Origin of the sequence: Bifidobacterium polysaccharolyticum, from assembly GCF_016101585.1 — a bacterium.
GTDB lineage: Bacteria > Actinomycetota > Actinomycetes > Actinomycetales > Bifidobacteriaceae > Bombiscardovia > Bombiscardovia polysaccharolytica.
Genome location: NZ_JACFQG010000005.1, coordinates 83,229 through 105,226 on the forward strand (window position 1 = coordinate 83,229; position 21,998 = coordinate 105,226).

The 21,998-nt window shown below is 60.4% G+C and carries 16 protein-coding genes and 1 tRNA gene; 13 read left to right on the forward strand and 4 right to left on the reverse strand.

What is annotated here, in order from left to right; all coding sequences use genetic code 11:
• Window positions 1–20 precede the first annotated feature (20 nt).
• Window positions 21–1,766, forward strand: a complete 1,746-nt coding sequence (locus H3T90_RS08450; RefSeq protein WP_198230229.1) for a glycoside hydrolase family 32 protein — start codon at window positions 21–23, stop codon at window positions 1,764–1,766.
• Window positions 1,767–1,928: 162 nt separating this feature from the next.
• Here the strand turns inward: H3T90_RS08450 and H3T90_RS08455 are convergent, their stop codons facing one another.
• Window positions 1,929–4,787: a heavy metal translocating P-type ATPase gene (locus H3T90_RS08455; RefSeq protein WP_198230230.1), complete on the reverse strand. Its 2,859-nt coding sequence runs from the start codon at window positions 4,785–4,787 to the stop codon at window positions 1,929–1,931.
• Window positions 4,788–4,901: 114 nt separating this feature from the next.
• Here H3T90_RS08455 and H3T90_RS08460 point away from each other — a divergent pair, with 114 nt between their 5' ends.
• Window positions 4,902–5,183, forward strand: coding sequence for a metal-sensitive transcriptional regulator (locus tag H3T90_RS08460; protein WP_024627554.1), 282 nt, complete (start codon window positions 4,902–4,904; stop codon window positions 5,181–5,183).
• A gap of 164 nt (window positions 5,184–5,347) precedes the next feature.
• Complete coding sequence (locus tag H3T90_RS08465; protein WP_198230231.1) at window positions 5,348–6,712, forward strand: dicarboxylate/amino acid:cation symporter; 1,365 nt, start codon at window positions 5,348–5,350, stop codon at window positions 6,710–6,712.
• Here the strand turns inward: H3T90_RS08465 and H3T90_RS08470 are convergent.
• Window positions 6,709–7,800, reverse strand: a complete 1,092-nt coding sequence (locus H3T90_RS08470) for a glycoside hydrolase family 88/105 protein (RefSeq protein WP_198230232.1) — start codon at window positions 7,798–7,800, stop codon at window positions 6,709–6,711. The genes H3T90_RS08465 and H3T90_RS08470 overlap by 4 nt on opposite strands.
• 253 nt (window positions 7,801–8,053) lie before the next feature.
• Here H3T90_RS08470 and H3T90_RS08475 point away from each other — a divergent pair, with 253 nt between their 5' ends.
• Window positions 8,054–8,863 carry a gluconate 5-dehydrogenase gene (locus tag H3T90_RS08475; RefSeq protein WP_198230233.1) on the forward strand — a complete coding sequence of 270 codons (810 nt, stop codon included), beginning with the start codon at window positions 8,054–8,056 and terminating at the stop codon, window positions 8,861–8,863.
• Between the two features lie 97 nt (window positions 8,864–8,960).
• On the forward strand, window positions 8,961–9,596 hold the full coding sequence (locus tag H3T90_RS08480; RefSeq protein WP_198230234.1) for an RpiB/LacA/LacB family sugar-phosphate isomerase: 636 nt from the start codon (window positions 8,961–8,963) through the stop codon (window positions 9,594–9,596).
• 71 nt (window positions 9,597–9,667) lie between these two features.
• On the opposite strand, the gene H3T90_RS08485 is transcribed toward H3T90_RS08480, so the two are convergent.
• A tRNA-Leu gene (locus tag H3T90_RS08485) sits at window positions 9,668–9,753 on the reverse strand.
• 56 nt (window positions 9,754–9,809) lie between these two features.
• The gene (gene tgt / locus H3T90_RS08490; RefSeq protein ID WP_198230235.1) at window positions 9,810–11,108 is read right to left on the reverse strand and encodes a tRNA guanosine(34) transglycosylase Tgt; all 1,299 of its coding nucleotides are present in this window, start codon (window positions 11,106–11,108) and stop codon (window positions 9,810–9,812) included.
• A gap of 231 nt (window positions 11,109–11,339) precedes the next feature.
• Between tgt and H3T90_RS08495 the strand changes: the two genes are divergently transcribed.
• The 8 genes from H3T90_RS08495 (at window position 11,340) to H3T90_RS08530 (ending at window position 21,790) form a co-directional block, all read left to right on the forward strand.
• Window positions 11,340–13,223 (forward strand): S1C family serine protease, encoded by a 1,884-nt coding sequence (locus tag H3T90_RS08495; RefSeq protein WP_198230236.1) that lies wholly within the window; start codon window positions 11,340–11,342, stop codon window positions 13,221–13,223.
• 173 nt (window positions 13,224–13,396) lie between these two features.
• A complete protein-coding gene (locus H3T90_RS08500; protein ID WP_198230237.1) occupies window positions 13,397–15,364 on the forward strand; it encodes a heavy metal translocating P-type ATPase in 1,968 nt (655 codons plus the stop codon).
• Between the two features lie 117 nt (window positions 15,365–15,481).
• Window positions 15,482–16,948 carry an FAD-dependent oxidoreductase gene (locus H3T90_RS08505; RefSeq protein WP_198230263.1) on the forward strand — a complete coding sequence of 489 codons (1,467 nt, stop codon included), beginning with the start codon at window positions 15,482–15,484 and terminating at the stop codon, window positions 16,946–16,948.
• Between the two features lie 163 nt (window positions 16,949–17,111).
• Complete coding sequence (locus H3T90_RS08510; RefSeq protein WP_198230238.1) at window positions 17,112–18,293, forward strand: ImmA/IrrE family metallo-endopeptidase; 1,182 nt, start codon at window positions 17,112–17,114, stop codon at window positions 18,291–18,293.
• Window positions 18,290–18,889, forward strand: a complete 600-nt coding sequence (locus H3T90_RS08515; protein WP_198230239.1) for a DUF4411 family protein — start codon at window positions 18,290–18,292, stop codon at window positions 18,887–18,889. Before H3T90_RS08510 ends, H3T90_RS08515 begins: the two co-directional genes overlap by 4 nt.
• Window positions 18,890–18,975: 86 nt before the next feature.
• The gene (gene htpX / locus H3T90_RS08520; protein ID WP_046322188.1) at window positions 18,976–19,911 is read left to right on the forward strand and encodes a zinc metalloprotease HtpX; all 936 of its coding nucleotides are present in this window, start codon (window positions 18,976–18,978) and stop codon (window positions 19,909–19,911) included.
• 47 nt (window positions 19,912–19,958) lie between these two features.
• Complete coding sequence (locus tag H3T90_RS08525; RefSeq protein WP_198230240.1) at window positions 19,959–20,618, forward strand: response regulator; 660 nt, start codon at window positions 19,959–19,961, stop codon at window positions 20,616–20,618.
• Complete coding sequence (locus tag H3T90_RS08530) at window positions 20,615–21,790, forward strand: sensor histidine kinase (protein WP_110416688.1); 1,176 nt, start codon at window positions 20,615–20,617, stop codon at window positions 21,788–21,790. Before H3T90_RS08525 ends, H3T90_RS08530 begins: the two co-directional genes overlap by 4 nt.
• Window positions 21,791–21,998 lie beyond the last annotated feature (208 nt).

Below are 21,998 nucleotides of genomic sequence, written 5' to 3' on the forward strand. Positions count from 1 at the left end.
CGTATTCCTCAAAGGAGAAGATGATGGAAAACCAGGATTTCGATAGGCTCCCTGGCAAGGACGAGCCCCCTGCAGGCGTTGAGGCCGAGGCGGGAAACACGATGCAGGTAAGGGCCCGCAGGTGGAGGAAGAAGCATTGGGGCTTGGTCTTTGGAACCTTGCTGGTTGTGATATGCCTCTTGGGAGCCCTCATACCGGTCTTTGCGCCAGGCTTGAGTTTCAAAGGTAACCAGGAGGCTGAGGCCCAGAGTGCTAAGGAGAACCGGTTGATTCAGAGTAAATTTAAGCAACGATATCATTACTATAACCCGGCCGGATTCATGAACGATGTGCAGACCATCTGGCAGGACAAGAACGGACTATACCACCTGATCTACCTGCAAAATGCCAAGTACAAGCATGAGGGTGATGGGACAGAGTGGTATCAGGTTACGACCAAGGATTTTATCCATTATCAAAATGTGGGTGTCTCCATCCCCAAGTTTGCTGGATCCTGGCAGGACCTAGCGACCGGTTCTATTCTGCCTAACAGCCTTGGGTTTTTCCCTCAACTTGACAGGGAGGATCTGGTGGCCTACTTCACCAGCTACGTTGATGGCAGACAGGAACAGTTTGTCGCTTACTCCAAGGACGAGGGCAAGACCTTCACCCCCTATGTGGACCATGCCATCATGAAAGCTCCTGATGTGACGGCCAACTTCCGTGATCCGTATGTCACTTACAGCGCTGATAAGCACTCGCTCATGATGTATCTTGCAGAGGGTGACAAGATAGGGACCTATAGGAGCGATAATGGGCTCGATTTTCACTATGTCGGTGGGACCATGATTAACGCTGACAGCCTGAAAGACGGGATGGGGCTGGGCCTGATTGAGTGCCCCAATTTGAAGACCCTGATAGACCCCAAGACTGGGAAAACCCAACACATCATGTTTTTTGGAGCCAATGGGTACGAGCATTCCCAGCCTACAGGCACTTACTACATGGTGGGTCATCTCAACGAGGAGGAAGTATTCGTGCCCGACCAGGAACCCGAACGCATGGATGACGGCTCAGATTATTATGGGGCTAACTTCATGCAGGAGAATGAGGGCACCATTCTCTCCTTAGCATGGATGGGGAACTGGGATTATACCTCCAAGGCCCTAGAGGATGGGGAGGGAGAAGTCTATAATCTGGGTTCGTTGAGTCTTGCGCATAGGCTCACCTTGGCTGGGCAGGAAGGTGAGTATCGGGTTCGGAATACCATTGTTGAGCCCGAGTCTCTCTATGGGCAAGCCCTGCGAGGTCAGGTGCAGATAGGGCCAAAATCCCGCCGGGGTCAGCAGTTTGAACTTGAGCGTTCCTCCTATCAAAAAATGCGGTTTGCCTTTAAGCCCAAGGACGGGACCGCTGTCGGTTCGGCTGGCAGCGTCAAGCTTACCCTGGCCCAATCTGATGCCAGCCTGAACGTGGATTACGATCTGGAGAGCGGACAATATAAGGTCAGCCGGACTACTAAACGATTTTTGGATGCTCAGGGCCAGGCTAACTACAGCAAGCAGTATGCCCCGGTCGCCACCGGCCTTGAGAAAGGGCAGGAGCCTGTACTGCATGTGCTGGAGGATCAGAGTAGCGTAGAATTCTGGTTTGAGGGCAGTGGGAGAGTCTATTCCCTCACGAAGTTCTCCACGGATAAGACGACCAAGATCGCTGTCCAGGCTACTGAGCCCATGGATCTTACCTATACTCTAGCTGACGTCGCAAGTAATGCTGACCAAGAGTAAGGCCAGACAGGGTTCATAGGACCTGCGGTGACGGGTATCTGCATAGGCCCCCCGCCCACCAGGGTAGCCCGGTGGGCGGGGGGCCAAAAATTTCTACATATGCATACTGGGCGGTACCTGAGTCAGGTGGGTGTACCGTCCTGGCCGGGGAGCGCTACCGGCTTACTTGTTGAGCACCTTCTCCGGGTCGGCATCGAAGGTATCGACGCAGTTCTGCGAGCAGAAGTAGTAGGTCTTGCCCTGGTAGTCGCGCTTGGCTGCGGCTGTGTTGGGGTCTATGGACATGCCGCAGACCGGGTCGGTGACCTTGTCCGTCGCCGCCTGATCCTGCTGCATGTTGTCATGATGATGGAAGAGTCCCATCTCATTTCCTTTCTCTTGGTTGTGTTCTTGGTGGTTGGAAATACTGAGGTCCCTGGTCAGGGCATCCATGTCGATCGGCTTGGCCTCTTTGACCGGCCTGGCCTTCAGGGGCGTGTGCCGCAGCCGGTTGGCGTTGAGCACCACCGACAGTGAAGAGAAGGCCATGGCCGCGCCGGCGATCATGGGGTTGAGCAAGAGGCCGATGAAGGGGTAGAGCACGCCGGCGGCGATGGGGATGCCCAGGCCGTTGTATCCAAAGGCGAACCAGAGGTTCTGATGGATGTTGCGCATGGTTGCTGCTGAGAGGTCAATAGCCTTGACGGCTGCGTTCAGGTCGCCTGAGACCAGGGTCACGTCGGCGGACTCGATGGCCACGTCCGTTCCGGTGCCGATGGCCATGCCCAGGTCGGCCTGAGCCAGGGCCGGGGCGTCATTGATGCCGTCGCCGATCATGGCCACCTTGTGTCCTTGGGCCTGAAGGGCCTTGACGATGCTCGCCTTGTCCTCGGGATGGATCTGCGCCACCACCCGGGTGACCCCTACCTGGCCGCCGACCTGCTCCGCAGTGCCCTGGTTGTCGCCGGTCAGCATGATGGTCTGGATGCCACGCTCGTTCATGTCGTGGATGGCCTGCTTGGATCCGGACTTGACCTGGTCGGTCACTGCCAGGACCCCGGCAAGCTTGCCGTCGATGGCTACGAAGATGGTCGTGCGGCCCTGATCCTCCCAGCTGCGGGCAGTGTCCAAGAGGGATTGCGCGCCAGTCCGGTCCGCTATTTCGTTCTCAAGTTCGATTCCCTTGCTCTCGAGCAGTCTGCGGTTGCCGACAAGAACATGCGGGGTTCCTCTGTCTGCCTCGAAGGAGCCGGAGGGGAAGGTCGCATCGATGCCAGCGCCGGTAACCGAGTCGAAGTCCTTGGCCGGGACCAGCTCCAGGTTGCGGTCCTTGGCAGCCTGGACGATGGCCTGGGCCAGGGGGTGCTCGGAATTGCTCTCGGCGCTCGCGGCCGCCTTGATCAGCAGGTCCTCATCCATCCCCTGCACGCTCTGGGCATCAGCCAGTTCAGGTCGGCCTTGGGTGATGGTGCCGGTCTTGTCAAGGACGATGGTGTCGACGTCATGCGCTCCCTGCAGGGCCTCCGCCGACCGGTAGAGCACGCCGGCACGGGCGCCGCGTCCGGTGCCGATCGTCACGGATAGGGGAGTGGCCAGGCCTAGGGCGCAGGGGCAGGCGATGACCAGGACGGAGACCGCCGCCACGATTCCGTATACTCCGCGGGGCATGGGGCCGAACGCCCACCAGGCCACGAAGGTCCAGAGCGCTACCAGAATGACCCCGGGAATAAAGATGGAGGATATGCGGTCGGCCAGTTTCTGGATGGGCGCCTTGGAGGTTTGAGCCGTTTTGACCAGCCGGATGATCTGTGCAAGGACCGTGTCCTGCCCTACCTGGGTGGCCTTGTAGCGCAGGGAACCCGTGCCGTTGACGGTGGCCCCGACCAGGGAATCACCCTCCTGCTTGAGGACGGGCATGGGCTCGCCGGTCACCATGGATTCGTCCACTGAGGATGACCCGGATATGACCTGGCCGTCCACCGGCAGCTTCTCGCCCGGATGGACCTGAATCACGTCTCCGACGACTACATCGTCGACGGCGATTTCCTGGGTGGTCTCCCTGCCGTCCTGGCCGGTCCTCACCACGGTGGCGGTCTTGGGCCTCAGTCCGATAAGAGCGCGGATGGCATCGCCGGTGCCGCGCCGGGCCCGTGCCTCCAGGATTTGGCCGAGGATCATCAGGGTAATGATGGTGCCCACGGCCTCGTAATATGGTTCACGGCTTCCCTCAGGCAGGAGTTGCGGGGCCACAGTGACCACCAGTGAGTAGAGGAAGGCTGTGGCAGTGCCCAGGGCGACCAGGGAGTTCATCTCCGGGGCCCGATGTGCCAGGGCCAGCCACCCGGTGCGATGGATGGGCCAGCCCGAGTAGAACATGACCGGCAATATTAGGACCAGCTGGACCCAAGGGTTCATCAGAATGTGGGGCATGGGCAGGAACATGCCGAACATGGCTGGTATGAAAACCGGGAGCGTGAAGACCAGGGCTACGATGAATCGCCTGGTCAGGTCACGGATTTCTGCTGTGCGCTCCTGGTCGGCCTCGTCCTGGTCGTTGCCGCCATTGGTCTGGGCGGGCTTGGCGGATTCGGCGGCCTCGGCCTGTGAACGTTCGTCTTGTGACTGGCTACTTTGTGCCTGTTCGGATTGTGCCTCGGCACTGTCGGTCGTCGGTCCATTGGTGGCCCGGAGCATCCCGTGGAGCATGTTCATTCCGCAGGCGAAGGGATAGTCGCCGGCCTTGGGCGGGGTCAGCTGGACGGTCGAGGTCTGGAAGGCGGGCAAAGTCTTGTCGATATTGAAGTCATTGAAGACCACATGTGAGGAGCATTCCCCGCTCTCCTGGCGGTCGAAGACCAGCTTGACCGGCCGCCCGGCCTGAACCTGGATCAGCTGAGGGCTGTATCCGCCCTTGACTGTGATGTGGACGGTCTGGACGCCGCCCTCATCCTTGGCCTGGGTGGCCTTTCTGGGCGCGAAGAAGTACCAGATGATGCCCGCCGTGATGACCAGGGCTGCGATAAGGACCAGGATGCTGCTCATGTGGCCCACTATACCCCCCAGGGGTATACTGATAGTGAATTTCGAGATGGTTTCATGAATCCAAGTTGCTCTCGACTCTGCTATGAAGACCATTGACTAGGAATGGAGTAAATCGTGCCCGGATATGCCAACGACAAAAAACGGACCATCACCAGACTCCGGCGTGTCGAGGGCCAGGTCAGGGCCATCGAGCAGATGGTCGAGTCGGATACCTATTGCATTGACATCCTCACTCAGATTGCCGCCTCGACCAGCGCCCTGAAGTCGGTGGCTCTGACCCTGCTGGACGACCACATGAACCACTGCGTTCGCGAGGCTGCCGAAAAGGGGGGCGAAGAAGCCGACGAGAAGATGCAGGAGGCTTCCGAGGCCATCGCCCGCCTGGTTCGTTCCTAGCAACCCTTGTCAGACAGATCCAATCCGCCCTTGAATAGCAGTCCATAAGCAACGGGTATAGGCATTCTTCCGGGAATCGCTGAACTTTCGCTTCTTTCCTGTTAGATTGAACCCCAACCCCAGACCGTTCGGTCCTGGGAAGAAGAGGTTGAAGGGGAGAGGCAATGTCGGAAACAAGTTGGGATTGGGCGGCCCTGATAGTGGTCGTCATTCTCTTTGCGGGGCTGGCCCTGCTGAGCAGGAAGACCAAGGTCAACTTCAGTTGGCGGGTCATCATAGCGACGGTACTGGGAATACTGGTGGGTGTGGGCTTCTCCGGTCACACCACCTATGTGGGGGCATTCGGCAACGTCTGGTCCGAGGTCATTTCGGCCCTCGTGGTGCCCCTCCTGCTCTTCAGCATCATTGCCAGCATCAGCCGTATCGGAGGGTCTAGTCGGCTGAAGAACATCAGTGTGAAGACCATCGTTCTTCTCCTGGTCAACACCTTCACAGCTGCCGTGATAGCCCTGGTTTTGGGGCTGCTCTTCCAGGTCGGCAAGGGGTTCAACCAGGCCCTGCCCAAGGGGGCCAAGCCTCACGAGGTGCCAGGGGTGCTCGATACTCTGGTCGGTCTCTTCCCATCGAATCTGGCGGCAAACTGGGCCCAGAACCAGGTTATCCCTGTCGTGATCTTCGCCATCCTCCTGGCGGTCTCTCTGAACAAGGCCGCCTCAACACCGCGCGGGGAGCAGAGCGTGGCCCCCTTCAAGGCTTTCGTGGACGCCGGCAATGTGGTTCTGTCCAAGGCCACTCAAATCGTGGTCGGCTTCACTCCCTATGCTGTCCTGTCTCTGATCGCAGCCGCCATTGGTCGCAGCAACCTGAAGAGCCTTCTGCCCCTGCTTGCTGTTCTTCTGGTGGCCTACCTGGGTCTGGCCATTCAGCTCTTCCTGGTCCAACCCCTGATCCTGGCCCTGGTCGGTAGGGTCAATCCTCTGCCCTTCTTCCGCTCCCTTTGGCCGGCGGGCGTGGTCGCCTTCACCTCAGAGAGCAGCATCGGGACCATTCCTGTCACGGTCCGTCAGCTGCGCTCTGCCGGCGTTCCCGAAGAGACGGCCTCCTTCGTGGCTAGTCTGGGAGCCAATCTGGGCATGCCCGGATGCGCCGGACTCTGGCCCGTTCTCCTGGCGGTCTTCGCCATCAACGCACAGGGGATTCCTTACTCCCCCCTGCGTTTCGCCCTCCTGATCGTCTTTGCCCTGGTGGTTTCCGTCGGGACGGTAGGCGTGCCCGGCACAGCCACGATCACCGCCACCTCCCTATTCACGGCGGCTGGCCTGCCCGTACCATTCATCGCTATCATGCAGCCTATTTCCCAGCTGGTGGATATGGGCCGTACGCTGGTGAACGTGGCTGGTGCCGCCAATACGGCAGTCATCGTGGCCAGGACCGAGAACGAGCTGGACCTGGACCTTTACCAGGGCCGCAAGGTCTTCGACGACCAGGACATTGAAGCGGACGAGGAAATACAACAGTCAGCAGACTAGACCCGGATGCGTTCCATTCCCGCGCACATGAGCAGGAAGGCGCCCACCCCGTGCATGTCGTTGATGCTGGTGGGTCGCTGGCAGTATTCCTCATAGCTGCCGGGGCCGGTTCCTACGCAGATGTCGCCGATGAGGAGGTCATCTCCCTGCCACTCAAGGCTCGTTATGACCCCCTCATACCCCTTGTTGGCTACTTCCAGATAGGCCTTGTCCAGAATGCCTTGGTCTACGGCCTTGCAGATGGCGGCCACGAAGAGACAGGTGCAAGAGTTCTCAGGCCAGTTGCCCGCCTGGCCGACCTTGTCGAGAACCTGCCACCAACGGCCGTCGGGGCCCTGATAGCGGCAGACTGCGGTCAGCAGGTCGCGGACCAGGTTTCGCAGATCCTCGCGCCCCGGGTGGCTCTGCGGCAGCAGTTCCAGTTCATTGACTACTGCCATGGGTACCCAGCCGATGGAACGCCCCCAGTATTCGGGGGAGAGACCTGTTACAGGGTCGGCCCAGGGTTCTTTCCGATCCGGATCATAGGCGTGCCGCCAGAGCCCGGTTTCAGGTACGCGGGTTTTCCTCTGCATCAGGAGGGCCTGTCTGACGGCCTCGTCCACCAGATTCCTGCGTCCGAAGCGGGTACCGTATTCCACCATCATGGGGCCACCCATATAGAGCCCATCCAGCCACATCTGCCGCGGTACTCCGTCGTTGTGCCAGAATCCGCCCTCGTCGTTCTTCGGATAGGCTTCAAGGTCGTCGGCCAACTGGTCCAGGCCGGTCTTGTACCGGGAGGATCCGAAATGGTCATAAAGGGGGAAGAGGAGGATGCCTGGCTGGATGTCGTCCAAGCATACGGGATCGTGGTTGAGCACGTGGCCCTGGTCATCCAGGTTGGATTCGATCCAACCCCTTATGTACTCCAGATAGGATTCGTCATTGTTGATCAGATAGGTTTGGTGCACTCCAGACAGAAGGACGCCCTGATGGTAGTGGAAATGGTGGATCGGCGGCAGGTCGGCCGGGTTCGGATACGTGCGGCGGAGTGTGTCGACCGCTGCCTGGGCATACTCCAGTGGTGTTGACCGGGTCTGAACCATGGTGCCTTCCTCGTTGATGGGCTGGTTTCATTGAACATCCTACTGTTTTGCAGCCCGGCCGTTTCCCTTGGAATTTCGGCCCGGAGTGTTGCACATACGAGGTTGAAAGCGCCTGCAACTTTCTTGTCGCAGAAGTCGTTGCCTGATAGTTTGAGGCCAATCCAGCGGTGGTGCTGTTCGGCCGTACATCTGCAGATGCGGCATGCCCTACATAGTTTCCGCGAGCGCAACAGTCGGTGATGAGGAGGTCATCATGGCAGAGTTTTCCATGTCGAGGTTCTCTCTGAAGGGGAAGGTGGCCTTGGTGACCGGCGCTGTGTACGGGATCGGGTTTGCAATAGCCTCCGCCCTGCATGAGGCGGGCGCGACCATCGTTTTCAATGCTTCAAGACGCTCATCGGTGGACAAGGGGACCCAGGCCTACAGGCAGGCAGGTATTCCGGCCCGGGGCTATGTCTGCGACGTGACCGATGAGAATGCCGTGACTGACATGGTCGACCGGATTGACAGGGAGGTCGGCACCATCGATATTCTGGTCAACAACGCCGGCGTCATCAAGCGGGTCCCCATGCTGGACATGACTGTCGAGGACTTCCGCAAGGTGGTGGATGTGGACCTCATCGGACCTTTCATAGTTTCCAAAGCCGTCCTGCCGGGGATGATCAAGCAGGGGCACGGGAAGATCATCAACATCTGCTCGATGATGAGCGAGCTGGGTCGGGAGACCGTCTCGGCCTATGCGGCCGCCAAGGGCGGATTGAAGATGCTGACCCGCAACATCTGTGCGGAATATGGCGGGTCCAACATTCAGTGCAACGCCATCGGACCTGGCTACATCGCCACCCCGCAGACCGCGCCTCTGCGCGAGCGTCAGCCCGATGGATCCAGGCATCCCTTCGATCAGTTCATCGTTTCGAAGACGCCCGCAGCCCGATGGGGGAATCCCTCGGACCTCCAGGGTCCTGCGGTCTTTCTGGCCTCGTCGGCCTCAGACTTCGTCAACGGGCAGGTTCTGTATGTTGATGGCGGCATTCTGGCCTATATCGGCAAGCAGCCTCAGTAAGGCCGCGGTAAGAAGCTTTCGGGCTGCCTGCCCGAGGGGGTGCAGGGGTTCAGACGGGTAGTGAAATCAATCAGTGCTGAGGGAGAGTAGGCGGAGCATGAAAGTAGCGTTGATCAACGAGAACTCGCAGGCCTCGAAGAACGCCCTGATTTTCGCGACCTTGAAGGAGGTCTGCGATCAGAAAGGGCTTCAGGCCTTCAACTATGGCATGTACGGCAAGGAGGGGGAGAGCCAGCTGACCTACGTGCAGAATGGCCTGCTGGCTTCGATCCTGCTCAACAGCAAGGCGGCTGATTTTGTCATCAGCGGGTGCGGAACCGGCCAGGGGGCCATGACGGCCCTGAACAGTTTCCCTGGCGTGGTCTGCGGGTTGGCCGTGGATCCGACTGATGCCTACTTGTTCAGCCAGATCAACGGGGGCAATGCCCTCTCGATCCCCTTCGCCAAGGGGTTTGGCTGGGGAGCCGAGCTGAATCTGAAGCTGATTTTCGAGCGTCTTTTTGCCGAGCCGGCCGGTGGCGGCTACCCCAAAGAGCGGGTGGTGCCGGAGCGTCGCAATGCCGGCATCCTACGTGATGTAAAGAATCAGGTCTATCGTCCGTTGCCAGAGGTGCTGGAGCGGATTGATCAGGGCTTCCTTAAAGAGACCATTTCCGGCGAGCATTTTGCAGAGTACTTCATGGCCAATGCGGAGGATGGGAAGATCAAGGAGATGATCGCCGCTCGCCTGTGAAAGCCGCTTGGCAGGCAAGACATAAAAAGACGCCGTCGACAAGGAAGATTCCTTGCCAACGGCGTTTTGTCTGGTGCGAACGGAGGGAGTTGAACCCTCACGAGCATCAGCTCACTGCCACCTGAAGACAGCGCGTCTACCATTCCGCCACGTTCGCAGACAACTGGAAAGGCTAGCACGTTTGTCTATGCAGCGCAATAATGGCGTGTTGGCTCAGCCCTTGGATCCGTGGGCGTAGAACCGGGCCAGCGTCTCCTTCTTGTACTCGTCAAAGTAGCCGCCGTCGATGGACTGACGGATCTCGTCCAGTAGCCTCACGAAGAATCGTTCGTTGTGAATGGTGGCCAGCGTGTACCCGTTGAGCTCATGGGCGCGAAGCAGATGGTCGATGTAGGCCCGGGAGTAGTGGGTGCAGGTGTAGCAGTCGCAGTCTTCTTCGATGGGTCTGAAATCAGTCTTGAACTGGGCGCGCTTGATGTTCCAGCGGCCGTCACGGGTGAAGACGGCTCCGTTGCGCCCACAACGGGCGGGGGATACGCAGTCGAAGGTGTCTCCGCCGTTTTCCACGCCCGCAAAGATATCGTCCACAGCGGCGATACCCAGCACGTGTCTGGGCCGGGATTCGGGCATTTCGTCGCAGATCCAGGCGCAGGTCTGCCCCAGCAGCCGTTTCTCTATGGCACCGCCGATGCCCACGCCGTCGAAGTCCAGGGAGGCGATTTGGCGGGCGGCACGTCGGCGCAGGTCCTCATAGTTGGCCCCCTGCACCACGCCGAACAGGGCCTGGTAGGGCTTGCCGGTCCGTGCCTGGGTCAGCCTCTGGTGCTCGTCTACGCAGCGTTTGGCCCAACGGAAGGTGCGCTCCACCGACTGCTCCTGGTAGGTGCGGGTGTTCATCAGGGTGGTCAGCTCGTCAAAGGAGAACATGATGTCGGCACCGATGCAGTGTTGGATGCCCATGGAGATCTCAGCCGAGAAGCGGTGCCGGTCGCCGTTGAGCGGGGACTTGAAGGTGACCCCGTCCTCGTCCACAAAGGCCAGGCGCTCCTTGCCTTCGGCGATCACCTGGTCCGACTTCATGCCGGTCACGTCCATGGCCAGGGTCTTCTTGAATCCGGCACCCAGCGAGAGGACCTGGAAGCCGCCCGAGTCGGTGTAGGTGGGGCCGTCCCAGTTCATGAACCGGGCCAGGCCTCCTGCTTGGTCCAGAATGTCAGGGCCGGGGCGTTCAAACAGATGGAAGGCGTTGGCCAGAAGCACTTGGGCGCCCAGCTGCCGCATTTGCTCGGGCAGGACGGCTTTCATGGCCGCCTGGGTGGCCACGGGGATGAATGCGGGGGTATGGATGTCTCCGTGAGGGGTGTGGATGATGCCGGTGCGGCCGTAGCGGCGGCCATTGTGCCCCAGGCCATCGGGGCTGTCAGACAGGCGGTTCAGGGTCTCGAATGAGAATGCGGCTCGGTCGCCGGGTCGGCCCGGCGTGGCTCCCAGCGGGTTGGTGATCAGGCTCATGGCTCCACTGTATCCAAGACATCCAACCGTCCTGTTGTGCCCTGTGTACAGTCGATGTGACTTTCATACAATGTCCAGACAACATTCAGCATTTCGGCTCTAGACTTGGAAGCAATGCATGCGAGGACCCGCTTCGCCTGTCAGCCGGAAACAGCAAAAAGCGCGGGCGACGGGGTAGATTGACAAGCGTGACCGAATAGCAGGCAGCGGCATCGATCCAAAGGAGCAGAAATGGCTGAAGAGCACAAGGCCGACCCTTGGAGGGGCGGCGATGACGATCAGTCCTGGCAGCCAAGCCACATCGAGCGCGGGGCCGCCAGTCAAGAGCAGGAGACGGGAGCTTCCACAGACCAGACCGACTCTGCTCAAGTCCCCGCGCCAGAAGAAGGGGATCAGCAGACTCAGGCTTGGGACCAGAGGCCCACGACCCCTATTGCCATGCCTGGCGGCGATGCACGACCCGCGACTACGGAAAACGGGTCGAATGGCGATAGCGGCACCGGGGCTTCAGCCTCCGCCTCCAGTGGCTCGGCCACGGGGCAGGATGCGCCGACGCAGCAGCAGCCTTATTATCGGCCTGCGCCCGAGTATGGAGCATACGCGCCAGCAGGCTCGCGTCCACCTGCCAACAATCAGGGTCAGCAGCAGCCAAACCAGCAGCCCAACCAGGGGTATGGCTCCGGTCCTCAGCAGGGCTTCTTCGGACAATACGGACAGCCAGGCCAGTTCGGGCAGAATGGCCAGCCTGCTCAGCCTCGCCAGAATGCCGGTCAGAACCCCCAGGGTGGCCGACCCTCCGGCCAAGGCCCTTATGCGCCCTTCGGATCCGGCGGTCCCAACGGCCGGCCCGGTCCTGCCAACCATGCCAACAGCAACTTGAGCGGCACGGGCAAGTACGTCTTTACTGCCGTGGTGGCTGCCCTGGTGGCTGCAGCTCTCATGCTGGGCCTGGGCTGGGCGGCTCTGTCCAACGGATGGATCACCCTGCCCTCGTCCTCCTCGCTGAGCGGAGTCTCCTCCAACTCCTCGGGCCAGGGCACAGCCAAGGTCGAGGGCGGGCAGGCTCCTGACTGGCAGGGCATCAGCAAGCAGGTCTCCGAGTCCGTGGTCTCCATCCAGGTGCAGACCAAGAGCGGGGTCGGGGCCGGATCAGGCGCGGTCTTCGACACCCAGGGCCATGTGGTCACCAACAACCACGTGGTCGATGGCGCCCAGGAGATTCACGTCACCCTCTCCAACGGGCAGATGTACACGGCCAAGGTGGTCGGCACCGACACTACTGCCGATCTGGCCATCCTCAGCCTGGATCAGGCGCCCTCCGACCTGAAGCCTGTGAAGTTCGCCGACTCCGAAAAGCTGGCCGTGGGCGAGAACGTCATGGCCATCGGCAACCCCCTGGGCTACGAGAACACGGCCACCACCGGCATCGTCTCGGCTCTGAACCGCCCGGTCTCGGTCATGGACGAGAGCAACAACAACCCCATCGTGACCAACGCGATCCAGCTGGATGCGGCCATCAACCCCGGCAACTCGGGCGGCCCCACCTTCAATGCGGCCGGCGAGGTCATCGGAATCAACTCCTCCATCGCATCCATGGCTTCCTCCAAGTCCGAGGCGGGATCCATCGGCATCGGATTCGCCATCCCATCCAACCTGGTCAAGCGAGTTGCTGATGAGATCATCAAGGACGGCAAGGCCAAGCACGTCTCCCTGGGCGTCACCATCCAGAGCAGCACGGCCCAGGCCGACGGAGTCACCCGCGGCGGCGCCAAGGTCACCAATGTGGTTTCGGGCTCTCCGGCTGACAAGGCCGGCATCAAGGTTGGGGACACCATCGTGGCCTTCAATGGCCATGCTGTCAACAACAACTACTCCCTGCTGGGCTTTGTCCGGGCTGCAGCCTTCGGCGATTCGGTCAAGATCACGGTGGTGCGTGACGGCAAGACCGCCGAGGTGAACGCCACCTTGGATAGTGAAGAGCAGAACGTTCAGGGCAAGCCCAGGACCAACAGGAAGAACTCGGGCGGCAGTGGCCAGGACGGCGACTCCGACCAAGGCGGTTCGGGCGACGACGATGACTCCATGGATCCCTTCCGCTTCTTCTTCGGGCAGTGATCCAGGACTGAACCCAGGGGCCGCATCCGTCAGTTTGGCGGGTGCGGCCCCTTGTCATACTCGCCGGCCATCGCTGGTCCTGGCGCGGTATAGGCTTGAAATGTCAAGAGCAGAAGAGAGCCGTGATCCGGCTACGGCTGTCAGGTAGACAAGTCCGGAGCGGGGAAGTGGTCATGTCAAGAATCCTGGGTTTCGCCAAGAAGGTCCCCATGCTTTGGGTGGTGCTGGTCTGCGGGCTGGTCATGGGCCTGCTCTGGCACCCCTATCGCCAGGCTGCCCAATGGCTGGTCGCCGTCCTGGTGGCCGTCTCGTTGGTAGATACCCTCAAGGGGATGATCGATGACGTGCGCCAGGGCCACGTGGGCGTGGACATCCTGGCCGTGGTCGCCATCCTCTCCACCCTCGCTGTGCAGCAGTACTGGGCCAGTTGGGCCGTGGTCCTCATGCTTTACTCAGGCGACGCCATCGAGCAGTACGCAGGGAACAAGGCGCAGAACAACCTGACCGTGCTGGTCCAGGCTGCACCCCAGGTGGCCCATGTGGTCCAGGCAGAGTTGCCAGAGGGGGAGCATGCCCTTCCCAAGGAGAGCGACTGGAGCACGGTGGATGTCGATAAGGTCCGTCTGAACGACCTCCTGGTGGTCAAGCCCGGCGAGACCGTGCCCGTTGATGGTGAGCTGATCAGCCCGACCGCCACCCTGGACATGTCCACCATCAACGGCGAGCCCATGCCCCGCAGGCTCTACCAGGACGCCCAGGTCATGTCCGGAGCGGTCAACGGTTCGGGCACCTTCCTGATGCGGGCCCGGCAGCTGGCGCGGGACTCCCAGTACCAGCGAATCCTCAGCCTGGTGCGCTCCGCCCAGAACTCCCGGGCTGCAGTCGTCAGAACAGCCGACCTGATGGCGGTCCCCTTCACCGTGGTGGCCTTCATCATCGCCTGCGTGGCCTGGATCATCTCCGGCGTGCCGACCCGGTTCGCCCAGGTTCTGGTCCTGGCAACCCCCTGCCCTCTGCTGATTGCCGCCCCTGTGGCCTATATGGCCGGGACGGGAAGGCTGGCCAAGGCGGGGCTGCTGATCAAGACCCAGGATGTGATCGAGAATCTGGGCCGGGTCTCGCATATCTTCTTCGACAAAACCGGCACGCTGACTGTCAAACGTCCCCAGGTGTCCAAGATTGACCTGCCAGACGGTGGGAAGCAGAAGGTGGATACGGACCGGATTCTGGCCATGGCGGGTGCTGTGGAGTCCTACTCGGTCCACATCCTGGCCAATGGAATAGCCGAGGCCGGGGCCGCCGCCCAGGAGCGACTGCGGGCACAGGGCAAGGGAGAGGCCCATCTGCATGCGCGGGAGGTCCAGGAGGACTCCGGCAACGGGGTACAGGGCCAGGTCGACGGCCACCAGGTCAAGGTGGGCAGGGCCCAGTTCGTGGCTGACGGGCATTCAAGTGATTTATTCGGCCCCCTGGCGCCTGATGAGATGGCCTCCTACGTCTCTATTGATGGGGTCTTGGCCGCCAGGGTAGTCATGAAGGACGTGCCCAGGTCGGATGCCGCCCAGACCATCACCCAGCTGCGGGAGTTGGGCATCACCCGTCTGTCCATGGTCACCGGCGACAAGGAGGACTCGGCCCGGATCATTGCCGATCAGGTGGGCATCACCGACGTGCATGCCGGCCTCTTCCCCGAGGACAAGGCCAATCTGATCGCCAAGGCCTCTAGGGAGGAGCCTAACCGGCAGCCCTTCTGGGACATCTGGCTGTCTAAATTCCTGGGGGAGTCAGTGACTAAATCCATCACACTGATGGTGGGGGACGGTGTCAACGATGCTCCGGTCCTGGCCGCCGCCGACGTGGGCATGGCCATCACCGACGGGACCACTACGGCCGCCTCCGAGTCCGCCCAGGCGGTGATCATGAACGACGACATCGCCTGCCTGCCCAGGTCGATCACCATTGCCCGCAGAACCAAGCGGGTCATGCTCCAGGCGGTCATGCTGGGGCTGACCCTGGCCACGGTGGGCATGCTCTGCGCCGCCTTCGACCTGATTCCGGTGGTTGTGGGTGCCTTTACACAGGAGGCCATCGACGTGGTTTCCATCCTCTGGGCCCTGACTGCACTGATAGACCGGGACTAAGGCTATTCGCGACGCTTGGTGAAAGTCCCGGGGATGGAGCCCGACTAGCTCTGTTTCCGCCCGCCGCTTTGCGTTAGGCTGACAAGCATGAGCGATAATAATGTCAACGATTCCACCATGCCCGCACCGGCCCGCGGCGAGGAAGCCGGCTCACCCCTGCGCGTGGCCGTCATAGGCGCGGGGCCTGCAGGGGTCTATGCCTCTGACATCCTGCTGCGGCAGCTGCGGGAGAAGGGCGCCGATCTGGGTCTGGGCGACCGGGCCCGTATCGATTTGTTCGAGAAGCTGCCCGTTCCCTTCGGCCTGGTCCGTTACGGCGTGGCCCCGGACCATCCCAGCATCAAGTACATCGCCGGCGCCTTGGAGAAGACCCTGGACAACCCCGAGATCCACCTCTATGCGGATGTGGAGTTCGGCAAGGACGTCAACCTGGATGATCTGCTTCAGCGCTACGATGTGGTGCTCTTCGCCACCGGCGCCGTGGACGACCGCCCTCTGGAGATCGCCGGCCATGAGCTTGATGGCGTTCACGGGGCCGCCCACTTCGTCGAGTGGTATGACGGCTATCCTGACGCTGACCAGGACTGGCCCCTAGATGCCAAGCAGGTGGCCGTCATCGGAGGCGGGAATGTGGCCATGGATGTCTCCAGAATCCTGATGCGCCGGGCCGACGACCTGCTGGGCACGGACATCCCCGATAATGTCTACCAGGGGATCCAGGGCAACCAGGCCCGTGAGCTGCACATGTTCATCCGTCGCGGTCCGGCCCAGGCCAAGTTTTCGGTCCAGGAGCTGCGTGAGCTGGAGAAGCTGCCCGGGGTGCAAATCGTCATCGACGAGGAGGACTTCGACCTGGACCAGGAGACCATCGACCGGGCCGGTGCCGACAAGCTGACCCGGCAGATGCTGGAGGAGCTCTTCACCATTAGGGAGATGGCCGAGGACATGGCTGAGGACGGCGGCGTCGACTTCGAAGGCAACCCCGCCGACCGCCATTTCTATATGCACTTCTACCGGATGCCCGCCGCAATCATCGGCCAGGACGGCAAGGTGACCGGCATTCGTGTGGAGAAGAGCAAGGTCACACCCGAGGGCACCATGGAGGAGACCGGCCAGTACGAGGAGTACCCGGTACAGGCCGTCTATCACGCCATCGGCTACAAGCCTGCCGAGGTTCCCGGCGTTCCTTATGACTTCTCCGGCTACACCCTTTCCAACGTCCATGGTCGCGTGACCACTGCTCCCGAAGGGCAGGACGGCCGACCCATCGACCGTCTTTACGCAACGGGCTGGGCCAAGCGAGGACCTGTGGGGTTGATCGGATCCACCAAGTCCGATGCCCTGGAGACCATCGGCAACATGCTGGATGACCTGGCCGCCAGCCCGACTCGCGGCCGCTTTGCCCAGGACCGGGACGACGATTCAATTGACCGTTTTCTGGCGGGCAAGGGCATCCAGCCTATCGACTTCGCCGGCTGGAAGCGGGTGGATGCCTACGAGCGGGCTGAGGGTGCCAAGGTAGGCCGCGAGCACATCAAGGTCATCGATCCAGACCAGCTCCGCCAGCTCGCCCACGGCGAGTAGGCGATCGGTCTTAGGCCGTCAGTGGCAGGGTCTGGATGAGGTTTCATAAACCACGTCCAGGCCCTGTTTCTTGATCTGGCTACCGGGTGCTCACAGCGGACGGATAGACTCGGCGCAGCTATCATTGTCGTTAGAGCCCCTCACGGAATCGAAGGAGCGTGGCATGGCTAATCTGACTCTCTATCCGGCAACCCTGCAGTGGGCCGTTGAGGAGAGTGATGCCGATCCGGTGGCCCTGTCCCGGCGCCGGGGGCTTGGCCAGTTGCCGGATTGGCTGGAATCCAAGGAACCCGTGTCCGTATCCTTCAACAAGGTTGAGCAGCTCAGCAGGGCCCTGCATGTTCCTTTCGGCGCCTTGGTTAGGTCGGTCGTGCCCCAGCGTCGCCTTGAGCCTCTGGTCCGGTACCGTACCGTAGGCAATACGTCTGTGCAGCCCAGCAAAAACCTGCAGGACACCATCGACCAGATGCGATTCAGGCAGGAATGGGCCAGGGACGAATTGCTTGAGTCCGGCTTGGACGCCAACCCGCTGGTCGGTTCGGTACAGGATGCCGAGCATGACGATGCCCTGGCTGATGCGCTTCGCTCCACCCTTGGACTGGATGGGCGCTCTGCCTGGGAGGGCGGCAATTCCATCGACCGTTTCCGTCAGCTCAAGGAACGGGCATCCAATGCGGGCATCATGATCATGCTCAATTCCCAGGTGGGTTCCGTGAGTTCTCGAAAACTGGATCTTCAGGAATTCCGTGGATTCGTGCTGATCGACGACATGGCTCCGCTGGTGTTCATCAACAGAAACGATTCCTTTGACGGCATGATCTTCACTCTGATTCACGAGGTGGGCCACGTACTGCTGGGCACTCAGGAGCTCTTCGACGGCATTGGCGGCCAAGGGAATCGCAAGGCCATGGAGCGCGCTATAAACCGGGCAGTGGTAAAGGCCGTGATCGACGATGAGCGCTTCCGACAGGTGTGGCGAGAGCAGCTGGAAGAGGGGCAAAAACCGGCCGATGCTGCCGAGTCCATAGCTGATGACTTCCACCTGAGTGCCTTGGCTATGGGCATACAAGCCCATCAGTTCGGCTTGACTGGCGAAGATACGCTTGAGGAACTGCAGACACGAATGAATCGGCATCTTCAGGACAAGGCAACTCGCCATCAGGATCCGGAATCCCATGGCAATGGCAACAGGACCAACGCCTCCAGGGTCGATACCGGTTTCGTCCGCCTGGTCAATGCCGCCATGGACGGGGGCAGATTGGCTCCAACCGAAGGCTTCGACCTGGTGGGGGTGCGTTCTCCGCAGTCTTATCAGGGTTTGATTCGTGAAAAGAAGCTGATATGACTGCTACTCTCTACCTGCCTGATTCCAACATCTTCATCGCCTCCTACCGGCTCAACCATCCTTTCGACTACAAGGAGTTCCACCCCTTCTGGCGATGGATGGAAAAACTGGCTGAGGACAGGTCGATTGCCATGGTGGATGTCGTCTACGACGAGCTGGTCAACGAGCAGGCTGCCGATCCCGATATGTTGGATCTTTGGGTGCGTGCAGTGTTCAAAGGCCGCCAAATAAGTCATAAGGACGACAGGTATGCACAGGTCTATGCGAAAATCCAGGATTATCTGGTCACCTGTGGGCAGTATACGGAAGGCTCGCGCCAATACTGGGAGTCAGAGGGCAAGGCGGATCCCTGGCTGATTGCCGTGGCCAAGGTCGAGGGGGCGGTCATTGTGACGGATGAGGCCCGGGTTCCGCTACAACAGGGACAGCACATGAAGAAAGAGCCCAGGATTCCTAACATCGCAGACCAGTTTGGGGTGAAGACCATGAATCTTCGCCGGTTCTTCGATGCCAACGGGAGGTTGAAGAAGGCCCAATATGTTCCTTCTGAGCCTAAAAGCAGGAGAAAGGCTGCGAGCCAACCAGGCCTGTTCTGAGCAGACAGTAGGGGAGGAGCCCGGCAGTCCCATCTTTTCAGCGGTCGTTCAGCAAAAATTCAGCGGCATTGTCTACCATGGAACCCATGAATGGCAAGCTGAAGGTTCACGGACATTTCAACGGCCTGAAAACGACGCTTTTGTTCGCCCTTATGTGGGCCGTTATCATGCTCATCTGGTGGCTGACCGGCGGTCGCCAGGGGACGCTGGGCATCTATATCCTCATAGGCCTGGCCACCACTTTCGGATCCTACTGGTTCTCCGACAAGGTGGCGATCGCCTCCATGCATGCCCGGCCGGTCAGCGAGCAGGAGGCTCCCGACCTCTACCGGATCGTCCGAGAACTGTCGGGGAGAGCCGGCAAGCCCATGCCCCGCATCTACATTGCACCCACTGACTCGCCCAACGCTTTCGCTACAGGCCGCAACGAGCGCCATGCTGCCGTCTGCTGCACCCAGGGGATCCTGCGCATCCTCAACGAGCGAGAGATTCGCGGGGTGCTGGGCCACGAGCTCATGCATGTCTACAACCATGACATCCTGACCTCTGCCGTGGCTTCGGCCATGGCTACGGTCATCACCTACCTGGGTTACTCCCTCATGTATTTCGGCGGTGACAGCCGGGACAGGGATAGTGATTCCGGCGTCTTCGGCCTCCTGGGCGTGCTGATCAGCTCGATTCTGGCCCCTCTGGGTGCTTCCCTGATCCAAATGGCCATTTCGCGCACCCGTGAATATGACGCCGACGAGGACGGCAGCCGGCTGACTGGGGACCCGGCGGCTCTGGCGTCGGCGCTGAACAAAATATCCTACGGGTCTCAGGCTGCGCCTATGCCGCAGACCGCCGGCACCCAGAGCGCCGCTGCCATGATGATCGAGAATCCCTTTTCCGTCAAGGGATTCAGCAGGCTCTTCTCCACTCATCCGCCCACCGATGAGCGCATCGCCCGCCTGATGCAGATGAGTCAGGAGATGGGGCAGACCCAGGTGAATTCCGGGCATGGAGCTCAGGTGGGGTACTGAGAGGTCGAGCAGTTTTACGTCCCTGTCGATAGGAGATGATGCCTGGGATGACGGAGACCATCAATCTGGCCATCGTCGACGATCAGGAGCTGGTCAGAGCAGGACTGGTCTCGATACTGGCTGATGAGGACGATATCAAGATTGTCGCGGATGCAGCCAGTGCCCGGGAGCTTCTGGAGCACCCTCGCCTGAGAGATGTCGATGTGGCCCTGGTTGACTGCCGTATGCCTGACATTGACGGGATTCGCCTCATCGACATCTTGCGTAAGAGAGGACTGAAAGCCCGATGCATCGCACTGACGGCATTCGACGAGGATGAGAACCTTGTGGGAAGCATCAAGGCTGGAGCATATGGGCACCTGCTCAAAGACGCCGATGCAGAGGAGATCATCGGCACCGTGCATAGGGTCTATAGGGGTGAACGCGTCCTCGGGACTGCAGAGTCGGGTAGGCTGATGGACCTCATCAGCAGGGAAGGCGAACCGTCGCAGCTTGTCAAAGCAGCGGGAGGAGTCAACGTAGCCGACGACTTCGATCGGACTGACCGTCAGATCATCGACATGATTGTGGCTGGTTTAACCAACAGGGAGATTGCCGATCATCTCTGCCTGTCCCTGGGCACGGTCAGAAACCGCGTCAGTAGCATTTTCGACAAAACCGGCGTGCGCAATCGCACCGAGTTGGCCATGACCTCAAGGCGGTCATGAGCCTGTCAGAAACTGAGTCGTCTCAGGAGCGGAAACCAGGGTCCCTCCCATACGTGGGCCTGGTGGAGGTCGCTTCGTTCTGCTGCTCCTTCCTGTGGTCAAAATATGGCAATCCTCTCAACTTCTTCCTCTTCCAGACGGTCATGGTGTCGGCCTGGCTGGGTTATAGGCTGATTCGGCGACGTATTCCTGCCCTCATTTGTGGGGGCCTTCTCATCGCGGTTTGTCTGGCAGCCACTCTCTTCGACAATCCGCCGCAGATGTTTCTCACCACCATCGTGACCGTGGATGTTCTCTTCGCCTTTCCGGAGATCTGGACCTGGGTCGCAGTAGGAGGGGAAATAGGGGTCTACATTCTGCATATGGCATGGAGGGGAGAATGGCGACGGGACTCCTGGGGCGATACGGTCCTGAACCTGGCTCTGATCGTCTTCTTCGCGGTGGCTTTCCTCTTTTACGCACGGGCCAGCCGTCTGCTCATTGAAAAGAACCGGCAGCTCGCCAGGCAGTCGCTCACAATAGAAAGCCTGGCCCTAGCTAAGGAGCGGGCAGAGATGGCCTCGCAGATGCATGATTCGATTGGTCAGTACCTATCGGCCATGCACATGGAGCTTGAGGCGGCGCAAAGGACCCTGCACAAGGGTTCATCCATCGACCGGGCCCTCACCCATGTGATCAAGGCCGAAGACATCGATAAGAAGGCACTGGCTCAGGTACGTCAGCAGGCCAGGGCTTTGAACCCGGCTGCCTTTGGCGGGGAGCTGACCAAGGAGTCGATTGTCGGTCTGGCAGACTCCTTTGAATCCACAGGTCTGCATGTGACCGCTACGGTGAATGGGAGCCTGGAGGGCCTGTCATCGCAGAATAAGGTCCTTATCTACCGGGCCTTGCAGGAGACTTTGACCAACGTGGTCCGTCACGCACATGCCTCCTCCGCCTCGATTGTTATTGATCTGGCACCGAGAACCCTTCGCCTGTGTGTGACGGACGACGGGGTGGGTCCTGGCAAAGGGTCTGGTCGGTTTGTGCCGGGCTTCGGCCTGTCCTCCCTTGAGCAGAGGGTAAAGGACTTGGGCGGCTTCTTGCAGGTAGGACCGGCAGAGACAGCGGAGTCTTCCCGAGGTACCCGGGTAATACTCTCCCTTCCATTGACCGCGGATTCTTGCAGGTAACTTCTGCAGTGCAGCGGACGCAGTGACATTTGTCCTCCTGATGGTGACATCTGTCGGTAGCATCTCCACTATCCGTCGATATAGCTTGGCCCTATGCAATGGGCAGCAATAGGCGGTGAAAGGAAAGGACCCGGAACGGAAGGGGCTGAGGGGCGGAGTATTAGGATCGGGTACATTCGCCTGGTGAATTCCTTGTGGAGGGGAAACC